The organism is Rathayibacter sp. VKM Ac-2929 (assembly GCF_022815495.1).
Lineage (GTDB): Bacteria > Actinomycetota > Actinomycetes > Actinomycetales > Microbacteriaceae > Rathayibacter > Rathayibacter festucae.
Genome location: NZ_JALGRV010000001.1, coordinates 842,069 through 858,959, shown reverse-complemented (window position 1 = coordinate 858,959; position 16,891 = coordinate 842,069). Strand labels below are relative to the sequence as shown.

Genomic DNA, 16,891 nt, shown 5'->3' with positions numbered 1-16,891 from the left:
TATCGAGATCCACCCCCGCCAGAACACGGGCCTGCAGACCTCCCTGGACGAACCGCATCCGAGGAACGCCCCGTTTCATGCTGATCGAGTAGCCCGCGCAGCGGGCGTATCGAGATCCACCCCCGCCAGAACACGGGCCTGCAGACCTCCCTGGACGAACCGCATCCGAGGAACGCCCCGTTTCTTGCTGATCGAGTAGCCCGCGCAGCGGGCGTATCGAGATCCACCCCCGCCGGAACGAGGGTCTGCAGACCACCCGCTCCGGCGACGGCGGGTCTCGATACGCCCCTCCGGGGCTGCTCGACCAGCATGCGGACGCGCGGAGCGCCCCCGGACGCGACGGAGCCCCGGCCCCGCCGACGTGCACCGCAGAAGCGGTGTCCGTCGACGGCCCGGGGCTCCGAGGTCCGTCCGTGCGGGCGACTAGCGCGCGACGCTGCCGTCGGTGTAGTCCTCGTCGGTCTGCTTCCAGGCGAAGAGCTTGCGCAGCTCGCGGCCGGTCTCCTCGATCGGGTGCTTCTCGCCCTTGGCGCGCAGCTCCTGGAACTCGGGCGCTCCCGCGTCCTGGTCCGCGATGAAGCGCTTCGCGAAGGCACCGTTCTGGATGTCGCCCAGGACGGCCTTCATGTTCTCCTTGACGCTCGGGTCGATGACGCGGGGGCCGGACACGTAGTCGCCGTACTCGGCCGTGTCGGAGACCGACCAGCGCTGCTTGGCGATGCCGCCCTCCCACATCAGGTCGACGATCAGCTTGAGCTCGTGGAGCACCTCGAAGTAGGCGATCTCGGGCTGGTAGCCGGCCTCGACGAGGGTCTCGAAGCCGTACTGGACGAGCTGCGAGGTGCCGCCGCAGAGCACGGCCTGCTCGCCGAACAGGTCGGTCTCGGTCTCCTCGGTGAAGGTCGTCTTGATGACGCCGGCGCGGGTGCCGCCGATGGCCTTCGCGTAGGACTTCGCGGTCTCCCAGGCGGTGCCGGTCGCGTCGTTCTCGACGGCGATGATGTCCGGGATGCCGCGGCCGGCGACGAACTCGCGGCGCACGGTGTGGCCGGGGGCCTTCGGCGCGATCAGGATCACGTCGACGCCCGCGGGGGCCTCGATGTAGCCGAAGCGGATGTTGAAGCCGTGCGCGAAGGCGAGGGTCTTGCCCTCGGTCAGCTTGTCCGCGATCTGCTCGCTGTAGATGGCGCGCTGGTGCTGGTCCGGCGCGAGGATCATGATCAGGTCGGCCCACTCGGCGGCGTCGGCGACGCTCTTGACCTCGAACCCGTCGTCCTCGGCCTTGGCGGTCGACTTCGACCCCTCCTTGAGAGCGATGACGACCTGGACTCCGGAGTCGCGGAGGTTCTGCGCGTGCGCGTGGCCCTGCGAGCCGTAGCCGACGATCGCGACCTTCTTGGACTGGATGATGGAGAGATCGGCGTCGGCGTCGTAGATGAGCTCGGTCACGTGATGCTTCCTTTTCTGGTTGTGGAGTGGGCGGAGCAGAGGGGACGGCGCGGAGCCGTCAGTTCTTGAAGACGCGCTCGGTGATCGACTTCGAGCCGCGGCCGATGGCCAGCAGGCCCGACTGGGCGATCTCCTTGATCCCGTAGGGCTCGATGACCCGGAGGAACGCGGTGGTCTTGCCGGAGTCGCCGGTGACCTCGATGACCAGGGCGTCCGTCGCGACGTCTACCACGCGGGCGCGGAAGAGGTTCACGGCCTCGAGCACCTGCGAGCGGGTGACGTTGTCGACGCGCACCTTCACGAGCAGGTGCTCGCGGTGCACCGACTGGTCGGGATCGAGCTCGACGATCTTGATGACGTTGATCAGCTTGTTCAGCTGCTTGGTCACCTGCTCGAGCGGCAGGTCCTCGACGTCCACGGCGACCGTGATGCGCGAGAGCCCCTCGAGCTCGGTCGGCCCGACGGCCAGCGACTCGATGTTGAAGCCGCGGCGCGCGAACAGCCCCGCGACGCGGGTGAGCAGTCCCGGCTTGTCCTCGACGAGCAGGGAGAGAACGTGGTGGGTCATGCGGTCTACTCCTCGTCGTCCCAGGTCGGGCTGTGGTCTCTGGCGTACTGGACGTAGCTGTTCGAGACGCCCTGCGGGACCATCGGCCACACCATGGAGTCGCGGCTGACCACGAAGTCGATGACGACCGGCCGGTCGTTGGTGGCGATCGCCAGCTCGATGGCCGCGTCGATCTCCTCCGGCTTGGTGACCCGGATGCCCAGGGCGCCGTAGGCCTCCGCGAGCTTCACGAAGTCCGGCACCCGGACGGTGTCGTGCCCCGTGTTGAGGTCGGTGTTCGAGTAGCGGCCCTCGTAGAACAGGGTCTGCCACTGGCGCACCATGCCGAGCGAGGAGTTGTTGATCACCGCGACCTTGATCGGGATGTCGTTGATCGTGCAGGTGGCGAGCTCCTGATTGGTCATCTGGAAGCAGCCGTCACCGTCGATCGCCCAGACCGTGCGGTCCGGCTCGCCGACCTTGGCGCCCATCGCCGCGGGCACGGAGTAGCCCATCGTGCCGGCGCCGCCGGAGTTGAGCCACGAGTTGGGGCGCTCGTACTTGATGAACTGCGCCGCCCACATCTGGTGCTGGCCGACACCCGAGGCGAAGACGCCCTCGGGACCGGTGATCTCGCCGATCCGCTTGATCACGTACTGCGGCGACAGCAGGCCGTCGACCGGCTCGGTGTAGCCGAGCGGGAACTCCCCCTGCAGGCCCTTGAGGTAGGTCCACCAGTCGGCCGTGTCGGGCGCGGCGCCGTCGATCGCCTTCGCGAACGCGTCGGTGAGGTCCGGCAGGACGTCCTTGAGGTCGCCCACGATCGGCACGTCGGCCGTGCGGATCTTGGAGATCTCCGCCGGGTCGATGTCGACGTGCACGACCTTGGCGTTCGGCGCGAAGAGCGCCGCCTTGCCGGTCACCCGGTCGTCGAAGCGCGAGCCGAGCGCGAGGATCAGGTCCGACTCCTGCAGCGCGAGCACCGCGGGGACGGTGCCGTGCATGCCGGGCATGCCCAGCTGCTGCTCGTGCGAGTCCGGGAACGCGCCGCGCGCCATCAGCGTCGTGACGACGGGAGCGCCGCAGGCCTCGGCGAACGCCAGGAGCTCGGCGGCCGCACGGGCGCGGATGATGCCGCCGCCCACGTACAGTACGGGCTTCTTCGCCTCGGCCAGCAGCTGCGCCGCGGCCTGGATCTGCTTGCCGTGCGCCTTCGTCACCGGGCGGTAGCCGGGCAGGTCGACCTTGGGCGGCCAGACGAACGGCGCCGCGTCCTGCTGCGCGTCCTTGGTGATGTCGACGAGCACCGGGCCGGGGCGACCCGTCGTCGCGATCAGCACCGCGGAGGCGAGCGCCGAGGGGATGTCCTCGGGGCGCGTGACCAGGATGGAGTGCTTGGTGATCGGCATCGTGATGCCGACGATGTCCGCCTCCTGGAAGGCGTCGGTGCCCATCAGCGTCGAGAAGACCTGGCCGGTGATCGCGAGCATCGGCACGGAGTCCATGTAGGCGTCCGCGATCGCCGTGACGAGGTTGGTCGCACCGGGCCCGGAGGTCGCGATGCAGACGCCGAGCTTGCCGGTCGCCGCCGCGTAGCCCTCGGCCGCGTGGCCGGCGCCCTGCTCGTGGCGGACCAGGATGTGGCGGATCTTCGACGAGTCCATCAGCGGGTCGTAGACGGGCAGGATCGCGCCGCCGGGCAGGCCGAAGACGTCCTCGATCCCGAGCATCTCGAGCGAGCGGACGACCGCCTGCGCTCCGGTGAGCGACTCGGCGACGGGAGCGACCGCCGTCGCGGACGCGGCGGAGCGGGGTGGCTGGGGGGTCGGGGCGGGAGGCGCGGCGGACGGGTCCGGGGTCATGCGGGTGTCGATTCCTTCGAAGCGGTGTGCGGCGGCGGGCACCGGGGGCTCGGAGTGCGAGCGAGCGGTGCCCGGGAGGCGCGAGTGCGCGGCCGGCCCGAGCGGGCCGGGATCAACCCGTGGTGGCGCCCTCGGCGGCCGAGCGGACGAGCTTGGCGTACTTGGCGAGGACACCGCGGGTGTAGCGCGGAGGGAGGGGCGCCCAGCCTTCTCGGCGGGCGGCGAGCTCGGATTCGTCGACGAGTAGGTCGATCGATCGAGCGGCGATGTCGACCCGAATCGGGTCTCCGTCGCGAACGAATGCGATGGGACCTGCGTCCACCGATTCGGGAGCTATGTGGCCGATGCACAGGCCGGTTGTGCCGCCTGAGAATCGTCCGTCGGTCAACAGTAGTACATCTTTTCCGAGCCCGGCCCCCTTGATGGCGGCGGTGATGGCCAGCATCTCGCGCATGCCCGGGCCGCCCTTGGGGCCCTCGTAGCGGATGACCACCACGTCGCCCTTCTTGATCTCGCCGTCGGTCAGCGCGTCCATCGCGGCGCGCTCGCGCTCGAAGACCCGCGCGGGGCCCTCGAACACCGAGGCGTCGAAGCCGGCCGTCTTGACGACCGCACCCTCGGGAGCGAGCGAGCCCTTGAGCACGGTCAGGCCGCCGGTGGCGTGGATCGGGTTGTCGAGGGTGCGGATGACCTCGCCGTCCAGCGGCGCGATGTCCATCGCCGCGAGGTTCTCGGCGACGGTCTTCCCGGTGACGGTGAGGCAGTCGCCGTGCAGCAGGCCCGCGTCGAGCAGGGCCTTCATCACGGCGGGGACGCCGCCGTGGCGGTCGACGTCGTTCATCACGTACTTGCCGAACGGCTTGAGGTCGCCGATGTGCGGGATCGTGTCGCCGATGCGGTTGAAGTCGTCGATCGTGAGGTCGACCTCGGCCTCGTTCGCGATCGCGAGCAGGTGCAGGATGACGTTGGTCGAGCCGCCGAAGGCCATGGCCACGGCGATCGCGTTCTCGAACGCCTCCTTGGTCAGGATGTCCCGGGCGGTGGTGCCGTTGCGCAGCAGCTCGACGACCGCCTCCCCCGACTTGCGGGCGAAGTAGTCGCGGCGGCGGTCGGCCGCGGCGGGCGACGCGGAGCCGGGCAGGCTCATCCCGAGCGCCTCGGCGACGCTGGCCATCGTGTTCGCGGTGTACATGCCACCGCACGAGCCCTCGCCCGGGGCGAAGGCGCACTCGATGCGCTTGGCGTCCTCCTCGGACATGATCCCGGCCTTGACGCCGCCGACCGCCTCGAAGGAGTCGATGATCGTGATGTCCTTCTCGGTGCCGTCGGACAGCTTGACCCAGCCCGGCGCGATCGAGCCGGCGTAGACGAAGACGGCGGCGAGGTCGAGCCGCGCGGCGGCCATCAGCATGCCGGGCAGCGACTTGTCGCAGCCGGCCAGCATGACGGTGCCGTCGAGGCGCTCGGCCATCATCACGGTCTCGACGGAGTCGGCGATGACCTCGCGTGAGACGAGCGAGAAGTGCATGCCCTCGTGGCCCATCGAGATGCCGTCCGAGACGGAGATGGTGCCGAACTGCAGCGGGTAGCCGCCGCCCGAGTGCACGCCCTCCTTCGCGCTGCGCGCGAGGCGCTCCAGCGAGAGGTTGCAGGGGGTGATCTCGTTCCAGGACGACGCGATGCCGATCTGGGGCTTCTCCCAGTCGTCATCACCCATTCCCACGGCGCGCAGCATCCCGCGCGACGTCGTGGCCTCGATGCCGTCCGTGACGGTGCGCGAACGAGGCTTCCAATCGATTTCCGGCATGTGACGAGGCTACCGCCTCGCGCGCGGTGCTCCGGCGCTGCGGAGCGCGTCCCGATCCGTCGCGAACGGTCGCGTCCGTCGCCTCGATCCGGCAGCGATGGTCGTGTCAGTGGCCGCGCGCCGACCGTTCGTGACGGATCGACCGGTAGGGCTCAGTCCGCGGTGGCGCGGAAGTCGGCGAGGAGCGACAGCACGTGGGCGATCTGCTCGGGACCGCGGACGCGGTAGGCGGCGGAGGTCGTGCCCGGACCGCTCTTGACACCGACGTCGCCGGTGCCGAGGACCGCGAAGGCGTCCTCGTCCGTGACGTCGTCGCCGGCGTAGAGCACGGCGGTCGCGCCGGTGTAGCGGCGCAGGTGCTGCACGGCCTCGCCCTTGGTGGTCGAGCGGACCGAGAACTCGAGGACGTTCTTGCCCTCGCGGACGGTGACGCCCTCGACCTCGGCGCGCGCCTCCGACAGGGCGACGAGGTGCGCGACGCGGCTGTGCCGGTCGGTGGCCAGGCGGGTGTGCAGGGCGAAGCCGGCCGGCTTGTCCTCGATCCAGACGTTGTCGATCCCGCGGGCGATGCCCTTCAGCACGTCCTCGAGCACGCCGACCTTGGCGAGCTCGGTCTCGTCGAGGCGGACGGCGTCGTCGCCCGGGTCGAGGCGGATCTCGATGCCGTGCGAGCCGACCAGCAGCGCCTCGTCGGGCAGCTGCGCGACCTCCTCGAGGCTGCCGAGCGCGCGGCCGGAGACCAGCGCGACGCGGGTGCCGGGCAGCGCGAGCAGTCGGAGGACCGCCTCGCGCGCCTCGGGCAGGGCGCGGGCGTGCGCCGGGTCGTCGACCTCGGGCGCGAGCGTCCCGTCGAAGTCGAGCGCCACCAGCAGGCGGCCGGTCGCGGCGAGCTCGTGCAGCGCGGCGACGAGGCGGTCGGGCACGCCGGGCAGGTGCTCGCCCGGGGTCGGGGTCACGATGGTCATCGCGTCGCCTCCGCCGTCTCGTGGTGCGCGTCCTCGGCCGCGCGACCGCGGACGCCGTCCTCGTGGTGCTCCGCCTCCTGGCCGAGCGGCGCCTCCTGGCCCCGCGCGGCCGGCCGCACGTCGAGCTGCTGGCCCGCGGCGTGCTCGCTCAGCGCGTCGAGGAAGCTCGCCGACCAGCGCGAGACGTCGTTCTCGAGCACCCGGCGGCGCAGCGCACGCATCCGGCGGCTGCGCTCGGCCCGTGGCATGCGAGCCGCGTTCTCGATGGCGTCCTTGAGCCCGGAGATGTCGTGCGGGTTGATCTGCACGGCCTGCTTCAGCTCGTCCGCCGCACCGGTGAACTCGCTCAGCACGAGCACGCCGTCGTTGTCGAAGCGGGAGGCGACGTACTCCTTGGCGACCAGGTTCATCCCGTCGCGCAGCGCCGTGACCAGCATCACGTCGGCGGCGAGGTAGAGGGCGACCATCTCCTCGCGCGGGTAGCCGTGGTGCAGGTAGCTGATCGCCGGGTTGCCGATCGTGCCGTAGTCACCGTTGATCCGGCCGACCTGCAGCTCGATGTCGTCCCGCAGCTGCTTGTACGTCTCGACCCGCTCGCGGCTCGGGCTCGCGACCTGCACGAGCACCGCGTCCTTGGTGCTGAGCCGGCCGTCGGCGAGCAGCTCGCCGAACGCCTTCAGCCGGTGGCCGATGCCCTTGGTGTAGTCGAGGCGGTCGACGCCGAGCATGACGGTCTCGGGATCGCCCAGATCGGAGCGGATCTGGCGCGCCCGCTCCTGGATCTCGGGGGTGCGCGCCATCGCCTCGAAGGCGGCGGCGTCGATCGAGATCGGGAAGTGCCGGGCGACGACCGGGCGGACGCTGGCGCCGCGGCGCGAGCGGTTGACCCGGCGGGTGCCGTCGACCGCGTCGTCCTCGACCGGCACCTCGACGACGGTGCTGCGGGTGTCGTAGCCGAGCAGGCGCCGGACCGCGCGGAGGAAGCTGCCCGCGTCGCCCTGGCGCTGGAATCCGATCACGTCGGCGCCGAGCAGGCCCTCGACGATCTGCTTGCGCCACGGGAGCTGGGCGAAGATGCCGTAGGGCGGGAACGGGATGTGGTTGAAGAAGCCGATCGTGACGTCCGGGCGCAGCTCGCGGAGCATCTTCGGCACGAGCTGCAGCTGGTAGTCCTGCACCCAGACCACGCCGTCCTGCTCGGTGACCGCGGCGGCGGCCTCGGCGAAGCGGCGATTCACCCGCACGTAGGCGTCCCACCACTCGCGGTGGTAGGTGGGCGGCGCGATCACGTCGTGGTACAGCGGCCAGAGGGTGTCGTTCGAGAAGCCCTCGTAGTAGTCCTCGAGCTCCTGGGCGCTCAGGGCGACCGGGATGATCAGCACGCCGTCGTTCTCGAACGGCGCGACCTCCTCGTCCGCGACACCGGGCCAGCCGACCCAGGCGCCCTCGTTGGCCCGCATCACGGGCTCGAGGGCGGTGACCAGCCCGCCGGGCGACGTCTTCCACGAGGCGGTGCCGTCGGCGTCGACGACGCGGTCGACCGGGAGGCGGTTGGAGACCACGACGAACGCGTTGCGCGCTCCGGCGGTGTGGTCGGCGGCGGCTGGAGTCGTCCCGTCGGCGCTGTCCTCGAGGGGTGCGGGGGCGGAGGCGGAGTGCGGAGGAATGGTGGTCCCGATCGTCGGTCGTGCCCGTCTTCGTACCCGCCGAGGCTACCAGCCGCACTCGAACGGGGGCCGGGCTCAGCCCTGGGCGAGGGCCAGCGCGAGCACCGCACCGCCGACCGTCGGCACCACCGCGACGGCGCCGAGCAGCGCGTACTGCCGCCAGGAGATCGTCACGCCGAGCGCGGTCAGCCGCTGGTGCCAGAGCAGGGTGGCGAGCGACGCCCACGGGGTGATCAGCGGGCCGGCGTTCACGCCGATCAGCAGGGCGACCAGGCGCACCGGGTCGGCGGCGACCGGCTCGAGCGCGAGATAGGCGGGCAGGTTGTCGACGAGGTTCGCGGCCACGACGCCCGAGCCCGCGAGGCGGAGCAGGTCGCCCACGCCGCTCCCGTCGCCCGCGACCACGGCGAGCGCCGCTCCGAGCCCGAGCTGGTGCGCCGCCTCCATCACGACGAAGAGACCGGAGGCGAAGACGACCAGCTGCCACGGCAGCAGCGAGACCTTCAGCGCGGACGGCCGCCGCACCGCGAAGAGCACGACGAGGGCGAGCGCCGCGACGGCCGCGGGGATCCACACCTCGAGCCCGGAGACGAGGGCGGGCAGCAGCAGCGCGACGACGACGCCGGCGCCGATCAGCAGGACGCGGTCCTCGACCGGGGTCCGCTCCCCCGTCCGGTAGCGGCCGGCCAGCTCGCGGCGGTAGCGGATCGCGAGCACGAGCACCGGGACCACGGCGGCGACGAGCGCGGGCGCGGCGGTCAGCGCGGCGAAGGCGAGCGGCCCGTCGACGCCGAGCCGCCTCTCTGCCAGGAGGTTGGTGAGGTTCGACACAGGGAGCAGCAGGGAGGCGCAATTGGCGAGCCAGACGGTCGCCATCGCGAACGGCAGCGGCGACACCCGCACGTGCGCGGCGAGCAGCACGACGACCGGCGTGAGCAGCACGGCGGTGGTGTCGAGGGAGAGGAAGACGGTGCTGACGATCGCCATCGCGACGACCAGGAGCCAGAGCAGCGCGGTCCGCCCGCGGCCCCAGATCGCCGCCCGCTCCGCCACGACCGTGAAGACTCCGGCCTCGGAGGCCAGCTCCGCCACCACGGTGACGGCGACCACGAAGGCCAGGATCGGCGCCGTGCGCTCGACCAGCTCGCCGAGCGCGTCCATCTGCAGGACCCCGGTGAGAGCGGCGATCACGCCGAGCACGAGGAGCACCGCCCCGATCACAGCCGTGCGCATCTCGTATCCGTCCTCCTCGGTCCCTGCCGCGGCCCGGCGCCGAGCAGCTGTTCACCGTAGCGGGCGGGACCGACGACGGAACCGTCCGCTGGCCGTCGGCGGTGTCAACCGTTGGGAGGGAACGGGGCCGGGCCACTAGCGTCGTGGTGAACACAGGAGGCAATCGATGCGCAAGTTCATCCTCAATTCCAGCGTCATCAGCGCGATCGTCGGAGGCTGGTCCATCCTGCAGACGACGCGCAAGGGTCCGCGCGACTGGCGGCTGGCCCTGCAGTGGGTCAGCTGGGCGATCGCTCTCGCGGTCGCCATCGGCTCGGTCTCCTACGACTCGAAGGAGCTCGTCAAGGAGCAGAACGGCAAGAAGCGCGACCGCTGACCGCCTTCTGACACGCCGCGAGCCACCGGCCGCGGCGTGTCAGCGCGCTCCGGCGCCGTCGCCCCTGGACACTGGAGTCTCAGCACGCGGCACGGGAAACGGGGTTCGTCATGAGGTTTCGTCTGAGGCGCCGTCAGCCGGCCCCCGAGGTCGTCGCGGCCCCCGCGCTCACGCAGGACGAGCTCTTCGCCGTCGTGCACGAGCGCCTCTCCGCCTTCGTCGGCGCCGAGGGAGCCTGGGTCGTCACCCGCCGCAGCCACGACGACCGCGACCCGATCTTCCACGGGATGCTCGCCCGCTCGCTCGCCCACGAGCTGTCCGCCGCCATCCAGGCCGAGCAGCTCCGCGCCGGCGTCGAGGCCACCGCCAACCCGGTCACCTCCGCCATCCCCGTCATGCGCGCCTCCACTCCCCCCGTCACCGCGGAGCCGGCCGCCCCTGTCGCCGAGCCCGTCGCCCTCACCTGGGACCCGAAGCCGATCGCCGTCTGGGCCGAGCCCGATGCCGCGCCCGTCGCGACTCCGGCCGACGCCACCCGCTGACCCGTCGGCCCCCTGCATGCTGATCGAGTAGCCCTCGCAGAGGGCGCCACTCATGCTGATCGAGTAGCCCTCGCAGAGGGCGGTTCGAGATCCACCCCCCTGAGCACGTGGGGTCTCGATACGCCGATCCGCGGCTACTCGACCACCATGGGCTGCCTCAGAGCACGTCGAGGATGTCGTTCTTCAGCACCTCCGCGCGGGGGCCGAAGACGGCCTGCACGCTCTCGCCGACCTCCAGCACGCCGGCCGCGCCGAGAGCCTTCAGCCGTGCGGGATCCACCAGCGCCCGGTCGCCGACCTGGACGCGCAGCCGGGTGATGCACGCGTCGACGTGGACGAGGTTGTCGCGCCCGCCGAAAGCCGCGATGAGCGACTCGGCCTCGGACTCCGGCGGTCCGTTCGACGCGGAGGTCGGGTCCGCCACGACCGCGACGGGTCCGCCCTCGTCCACTGCGGAGGCGGCTTCCTCCCGGCCCGGCGTGCGGAGGTTCCACCTCCGGATGACGACCCGGAACAGCAGGTAGTACACGGCGAAGTACACGACTCCCATCACCACGAGCAGCCCCACGTTCTTCGCGGCCGGCGCCGTGCCGTAGAGAAGCAGGTCGACGAGCCCGGCGGAGAACGAGAAGCCGAGGTGGATGTCGAGGAGGTCCGCGATCGCGAGGGACAGCCCGGTCAGCACGGCGTGCACGACGTAGAGCGGGAACGCCGCGAACATGAACGCGAACTCCAGCGGCTCGGTGATGCCGGTGAGGAAGGCGGTCAGGCCGGCCGCACCGAGGATGCCGATGGCGGCCGCGCGCTGCGACCGGTTCGACACGTGGATCATCGCCAGCGCCGCCGCCGGGAGTCCGAACATGAGCACCGGGTAGAAGCCCGAGGTGAGCGCGCCGGCCGTCGGGTCGCCCGCGGCGAAGCGCGTCAGCTCCCCCGTGACGACGCCGCCGTCGGCGTTCGCGTAGGAGCCCTGGAGGAACCAGACGTACGAATTGAGGATGTGGTGCAGCCCCAGCGGGATCAGCATGCGGTTCGCGAAGCCGTAGACGAAGGCGCCGAGCGCCCCGGTGCCGCCGATGAACGCTCCGAGACCGGTGAGGCCGGACTCGAAGACCGGGTAGAACCAGCTCAGACCGAAGCCGACGACGAGGCACGCGAGTGAGACGACGATCGGGACGAACCGCCGGCCGCTGAAGAATCCGAGGTAAGCGGGGAGCGCGATGGTGTGGAACCGGTCGAACAGCACGGCCGTGAGCAGACCGACCACGATCCCGCCGAAGACGCTGTAGTCGATCTGCACCTGGTCGCCGGCGGCCGTCGTCCGCCCCGCCAGGACGATCGGCGACAGGACGGTGAAGACCTTCGCGAGCACGAGGTGGCCGACGACGGCCGCGAGCGCGGTCGACCCGTCCGGCTTCCTGGTGAACCCGATGGCGACGCCGACGGCGAACAGCAAGGCCAGGTTCTCGAAGAGGGCACCGCCCGCCGCGCTCATCGCCTGGAAGAACGGGCCGATCACGGGCAGATCGATCCGCCCGAGCAGGTCGGGTTGTCCGATCCGGAGGAGGAGTCCGGCGGCGGGGAGCACCGCGATCGGGAGCATGAGGCTCTTGCCGAGGCGCTGCAGACCCGCGAAGCCGGGGACGACGAGTCGTCGACGCGAGGCGGGCGCGCTCCGAGTACGGGCGGTCATGCGGACAGCAGAGGATCACCGGCGAGGACGGACGCGCCGTCCTCCACGAGGGCGTCGACGTGGTCCGCGGTCCGCTCCAGCACCACCACGGGCACCACCGTCGGGAGTCCCGCGGCGAGGATCGCCGGGACGTCGTACTCCAGGACCGGCGTCCCGGCCTCGACGCGGTCGCCCTTGGCGGCGAGGACCGTGAAGCCGGCGCCCTTCAGCCCCACCGTGTCGATCCCGAGGTGGACGAGCACCGCTCGTCCGCTGTCCGCGACGACCACGAAGGCGTGCGGCAGGACCTGGAGCAGGACCCCGCGGACCGGCGAGAGGACCTCGACGCGCTCCGCGGGAGGCTCGATCGCCGTCCCCGCTCCCATCACGCCGGCCGCGAAGAGCTGATCGGGGACGGCCGAGAGAGGCACGGCGCGCCCGGCGAGTGGGGACAGGACGACGACCACGGGGACTCCCTCGAACCGGAGACCGGCGCGTACTCACCACCGGTCGCCGATCACAGTAGGTCGGGGCGGAGCCCGGCCGTGCTGTGGCGCGAAACGCCCTGCGCGCCTGCCGCCGGGTCTCGATACGCCGCTCCGCGGCTACTCGACCAGCATGAAACGACACGGCCGCCGAGCAGGCAGCGCCGCTTCTGATGCAGCAGCCCTCGCAGACGGCGCCTTCCCCGCTGATCGAGTAGCCCGCGCAGCGGGCGTATCGAGATCCCGCGCGCTCAGACCGCCGGCCAGCTCTCCGGGCCCTCGCTGCCGGCCGGGTACTCGTCCAGCGGCACGTCGTCGGCGCGCCAGGCGTCGATCGCGGGCTGGACGATGCGCCAGCACTCCTCGGCCGCGTCGCCGCGGACCGAGAGCGACGGGTCGTCGTCGAGGATCCCCGAGATGACCTCGCCGTACGCCAGCAGCTCCCCCGCACCGAAGGTCGCCTCGAGCGACGCGCGCTCGAGCGTGTACGGGTCGCCCGGGCCGTTGATGTTCAGCTCCAGCGCCATCTGGTCCGGCGCGAGGAACAGCCGCAGCACCGACGCCTCGGCCGTCCCGTGGAAGCCGGCCGGCAGGTGCGGCACCGGCTTGAAGCGGATCACGATCTCGCGCCGCCGCTCGCCCAGCGCCTTGCCCGAGCGCAGCGTGAACGGCACGCCCGCCCAGCGCCACGTGTCGATCTCGACGGTCAGCTCGGCCAGCGTCTCGGTCTTGCGCGACGGGTCGACGCCCTTCTCGTCCGTGTAGGCGGGGAGCTCGCGCCCGTCGACCGAGCCGGCGGTGTAGCGGGCCCGGCGCGAGTTCGCGCTCAGATCCTCACCGTGCAGCCGCGTCGCCCGCAGCACGATGCCCTTGGCGTCGCGCAGGTCCGCCGCGCCGAGGGTCGACGGCGGCTCCATCGCGACGACCGCCAGCACCTGCAGCAGGTGGCTCTGGATCATGTCGATCAGCGCACCCGCGCCGTCGTAGTAGCCCGCGCGCCCCTCGAGGCCCAGCTGCTCGTCGTAGACGATGGCGACGCTCTCGATGTGCTCCGCGGACCACAGCGGCTCGAGGATCCGGTTCGCGAAGCGCAGCCCGAGCAGGTTCATGACGGTCGCGCGGCCGAGGAAGTGGTCGACGCGGTGCACCCGGTCCTCGGGGACGAGCGCGGCGACGCGCACGTTCAGGTCCCGGGCGCTCTTCTCGTCGGTGCCGAACGGCTTCTCGAGCGCGAGCACCGTCCCCTCCGGCAGCTCGTGCGCGGCGAGCGCGTCGCAGGCCTTCGCGGCGATCGCCGGCGGCAGGGCGAAGTAGATCGCGACGGGTCCCTCGCAGCTCGCGAGCAGCGCGGCGAGCGCCTCCGGATCCGTCACGTCCACCTGCTGGTAGCGGGTGCCCGAGACGAGGGCGTCGATGCCGGCACCCGAGGCGGTCTCCGTGGCGAACGACGTGGACACGACCTCGTGCCAGTGCTCCTGCGTCCAGTCCTCCTGACCGGCGCCGACGAGGTGCAGGCGGCGATCGGGCTCGCGGGTCAGGAGCTGACCGACAGCGGGGAGGAGGAGGCGGGCGGACAGGTCGCCCGTCGCACCGAGGATGAGCAGCGTGTGGACCGACTGAGGCATGCGCCACACCCTACGGCGCCCCCGCCGACCGTTTCCCGGCCTTGACGGCGGTGCGCCCCGGCCGGCCGGACCCGCCCGCTCGCAGGAGCGCCCAGTGTTCTGCTGCCAGGATCAGCCCATGGTCTCCCCGATCGAGGACTACGCCGTCCTCTCCGACTGCCGCACCGCCGCTCTCGTCTCCCGCGACGGAGGAATCGACTGGCTCTGCCTCCCCCGCTTCGACTCCGCCTCGATCTTCGGCGCGCTCCTCGGCGGTGACGACCAGGGCCGCTGGTCGCTCCGGCCGGTGGACGCGGAGGCGACCGTCGAGCGGCACTACCTCGGCGACACCCTCGCCCTCGTCACCACCTGGACCACCGCGACCGGCGTCGTCGAGGTCACCGACGTGATGCCGCTGCGCGACGACCGCGCCGAGCTGGTCCGCCGCGTGAAGGGCGTCTCCGGCTCGGTGCGGATGCGCCAGGAGCTGCGGATCCGGTTCGACTACGCCCGCACGATGCCGTGGGTGCGCCAGGAGGGGACGGACGAGGATCCGCTGCTGGTCGCCGTCGCCGGCCCCGACGCGGTCGTCGTCCGCGGCGTGCGCCTCTCGGCGACCGACCACGTGCACTCCGCCGAGTTCGACGTCGCGCCCGGCGAGACGGTCGACCTCTCGATGGCCTGGTTCCCCTCGCACCAGCGCGCCCCGAAGGTGCTCGACGTCGACAAGGCGATCGAGCGCACGGTCCGCTGGTGGACGGACTGGGCCGGCGCGATCCGCTACGACGGCCCGCACCGCGAGGCCGTGGTCCGCTCGCTGCTCACGCTGCGCGCCCTCACCGACGACCAGACCGGCGGCATCGTCGCCGCCGCGACCACCTCCCTCCCCGAGGAGTTCGGCGGCAGCCGCAACTGGGACTACCGCTACGTCTGGCTCCGCGACGCGTCCCTCACCCTCGAGGCCCTGCTCGCGCACGGCTTCGAGAAGGAGGCGCAGAAGTGGCGCGCCTGGCTGCTCCGGGCGGTCGCCGGCGCGCCGGAGGACGTGCAGATCATGTACGGCCTGGCCGGCGAGCGCGACCTGACCGAGCGGGAGATGCCGAGCCTGCCCGGCTACGACGGCGCCTCCCCCGTGCGGATCGGCAATGCGGCGGTCGACCAGTACCAGGCCGACGTGATCGGCGAGGTGATGGTGGCGCTGCACGAGGCGCGAGTGGCCGGAGTGGACGAGAACGAGTTCTCCTGGCCGCTGCAGCGCGCGCTGCTCGGCTTCGTCGAGAGCAACTGGCAGCGGCCCGACAACGGCATCTGGGAGATCCGCGGCGAGCCGAGGCACTTCACCCACTCCCGGGTGATGGTCTGGGCGGCGCTGGACCGCGGCGTCCGCGCCGTCCGCGAGCACGGGCTCGACGGCCCGGTCGAGACCTGGGAGCGGCTGCGCGACACCGTCCGCGCCGAGATCGAGGAGCAGGGCTTCGACTCCGAGCGCGGCCACTACGTGCAGTCCTACGGCTCCACCGAGGTGGACGCCTCGCTGCTCGTGCTGCCGATGGTCGGCTTCGTCGCCGCCGACGACCCGCGGATGCTCGGCACGGTCGCCGAGCTCGAGCGGGCGCTGATGCACGACGGCCTGCTGCACCGCTACCGCACGGAGTCCTCGGTCGACGGCCTGGCGGGCGGGGAGCACCCGTTCCTGGCCTGCTCGTTCTGGCTGGTGCGGCAGTACGCCGACTCCGGCCGCCTCGACGACGCCCGCGCCCTGATGGAGCGCCTGGTCGGGCTCTGCAACGACGTCGGCCTGCTCTCGGAGGAGTACGACGTCGAGAACCGGCGCCACGCGGGCAACACTCCGCAGGCGCTCTCGCACCTCGCGCTCGTCCAGGCCGCCGACGCGATCGCGCGGCACCGATGAGCGCGCGCAGAGCGGCGCCGCGCCGGCGCCGCCCGCTGCGGATCGTCCTCGTGAGCATCGGCGCCCTCGTCGCCGTCGCCGTCCTCGGCTTCCTGACCTGGTCCTCGATCGTGATGGGCCCCGATCCGGAGGCGCTCGCCCGCGTCGACGCGGACCCCGCGGTCTCCGTCGAGCGCACCGACACCGCGATCGTGCTCACCCCGACGGACGACGCGGGCACCGACCTCGACGGCGTCGGCCTCGTCTTCGTCCCCGGCGCCAAGGTCGACGCGGCCTCCTACGAGGCGACCCTCGCGCCGCTCGTCGAGGAGGGTGCGAGCGTGGTGATCACCCGGCCGATCCTCAACCTGGCCTTCTTCGACCTGCGCTCGCTCGAGAGCTTCACGGCGCAGGCCGACGGCGTCGACGAGTGGCTGGTCGGCGGCCACTCCCTGGGCGGCGTGAAGGCCTGCCAGTGGGGCGAGGACCCCGAGGTCGCGGGCCTCGTGCTCTTCGGCAGCTACTGCGCGAACGACCTCTCCGCGTCGGGACTGCCGGTGCTGAGCGTGAGCGGCTCGGAGGACGGCCTGAGCACCCCGGCGAAGGTCGCCGCGGCGAGCGACCAGCTGCCCGCCGACGCGCGCTTCGTCGAGATCGACGGGTCGAACCACGCCGACTTCGGCTGGTACGGCCCGCAGCCGGGCGACGGCACCGCCACGATCAGCCACGAGGAGGCCGACGTGCAGATCGCCGAGGCGCTGCTCGCCTTCGCGGACGAGCGCGGCTAGGCC

General features: G+C 71.8%; 14 protein-coding genes. 4 read left to right on the top strand and 10 right to left on the bottom strand.

Translation table 11 applies throughout. The annotated features are described in order from the left end of the window. Positions 1–423: 423 nt before the first annotated feature. The 7 genes from ilvC to MT355_RS03770 form a co-directional block, all read right to left on the bottom strand. On the bottom strand, positions 424–1,449 hold the full coding sequence (ilvC, locus tag MT355_RS03800) for a ketol-acid reductoisomerase (RefSeq protein ID WP_123447977.1): 1,026 nt from the start codon (positions 1,447–1,449) through the stop codon (positions 424–426). Positions 1,450–1,507: 58 nt separating this feature from the next. After that, complete coding sequence (ilvN, locus tag MT355_RS03795; protein ID WP_123447978.1) at positions 1,508–2,017, bottom strand: acetolactate synthase small subunit; 510 nt, start codon at positions 2,015–2,017, stop codon at positions 1,508–1,510. 5 nt (positions 2,018–2,022) lie between these two features. Next, positions 2,023–3,858: an acetolactate synthase large subunit gene (locus MT355_RS03790; protein WP_243598579.1), complete on the bottom strand. Its 1,836-nt coding sequence runs from the start codon at positions 3,856–3,858 to the stop codon at positions 2,023–2,025. Positions 3,859–3,970: 112 nt separating this feature from the next. After that, positions 3,971–5,665 (bottom strand): dihydroxy-acid dehydratase, encoded by a 1,695-nt coding sequence (gene ilvD / locus MT355_RS03785; protein ID WP_123447980.1) that lies wholly within the window; start codon positions 5,663–5,665, stop codon positions 3,971–3,973. Between the two features lie 152 nt (positions 5,666–5,817). Further along, the gene (otsB, locus tag MT355_RS03780; RefSeq protein WP_243598578.1) at positions 5,818–6,630 is read right to left on the bottom strand and encodes a trehalose-phosphatase; all 813 of its coding nucleotides are present in this window, start codon (positions 6,628–6,630) and stop codon (positions 5,818–5,820) included. Continuing rightward, positions 6,627–8,192: a trehalose-6-phosphate synthase gene (locus MT355_RS03775; RefSeq protein ID WP_243598577.1), complete on the bottom strand. Its 1,566-nt coding sequence runs from the start codon at positions 8,190–8,192 to the stop codon at positions 6,627–6,629. Before MT355_RS03775 ends, otsB begins: the two co-directional genes overlap by 4 nt. A gap of 180 nt (positions 8,193–8,372) precedes the next feature. After that, positions 8,373–9,530, bottom strand: a complete 1,158-nt coding sequence (locus tag MT355_RS03770) for an SLC13 family permease (protein ID WP_243598576.1) — start codon at positions 9,528–9,530, stop codon at positions 8,373–8,375. A 166-nt stretch (positions 9,531–9,696) separates the two neighbouring features. On the opposite strand from MT355_RS03770, the gene MT355_RS03765 reads away from it, so the two are divergent. Further along, positions 9,697–9,906, top strand: coding sequence for a hypothetical protein (locus tag MT355_RS03765; protein WP_123447985.1), 210 nt, complete (start codon positions 9,697–9,699; stop codon positions 9,904–9,906). Positions 9,907–10,016: 110 nt separating this feature from the next. After that, positions 10,017–10,448 carry a hypothetical protein gene (locus MT355_RS03760; protein ID WP_243598575.1) on the top strand — a complete coding sequence of 144 codons (432 nt, stop codon included), beginning with the start codon at positions 10,017–10,019 and terminating at the stop codon, positions 10,446–10,448. A 157-nt stretch (positions 10,449–10,605) separates the two neighbouring features. On the opposite strand, the gene MT355_RS03755 is transcribed toward MT355_RS03760, so the two are convergent. The 3 genes from MT355_RS03755 to MT355_RS03745 form a co-directional block, all read right to left on the bottom strand. Continuing rightward, the gene (locus MT355_RS03755) at positions 10,606–12,141 is read right to left on the bottom strand and encodes a PTS transporter subunit EIIC (protein WP_243598574.1); all 1,536 of its coding nucleotides are present in this window, start codon (positions 12,139–12,141) and stop codon (positions 10,606–10,608) included. Continuing rightward, complete coding sequence (locus MT355_RS03750; RefSeq protein ID WP_243598573.1) at positions 12,138–12,587, bottom strand: PTS glucose transporter subunit IIA; 450 nt, start codon at positions 12,585–12,587, stop codon at positions 12,138–12,140. The genes MT355_RS03755 and MT355_RS03750 overlap by 4 nt, the downstream gene beginning before the upstream one ends. A 269-nt stretch (positions 12,588–12,856) precedes the next feature. Further along, positions 12,857–14,230: a glucose-6-phosphate dehydrogenase gene (locus tag MT355_RS03745; protein WP_243598572.1), complete on the bottom strand. Its 1,374-nt coding sequence runs from the start codon at positions 14,228–14,230 to the stop codon at positions 12,857–12,859. A 118-nt stretch (positions 14,231–14,348) separates the two neighbouring features. Between MT355_RS03745 and MT355_RS03740 the strand changes: the two genes are divergently transcribed. Both MT355_RS03740 and MT355_RS03735 read left to right on the top strand, forming a co-directional pair. Continuing rightward, positions 14,349–16,121 carry a glycoside hydrolase family 15 protein gene (locus MT355_RS03740; RefSeq protein WP_243598571.1) on the top strand — a complete coding sequence of 591 codons (1,773 nt, stop codon included), beginning with the start codon at positions 14,349–14,351 and terminating at the stop codon, positions 16,119–16,121. Continuing rightward, a complete protein-coding gene (locus MT355_RS03735) occupies positions 16,118–16,888 on the top strand; it encodes an alpha/beta hydrolase (RefSeq protein ID WP_243598570.1) in 771 nt (256 codons plus the stop codon). The genes MT355_RS03740 and MT355_RS03735 overlap by 4 nt, the downstream gene beginning before the upstream one ends. Positions 16,889–16,891: the final 3 nt, after the last annotated feature.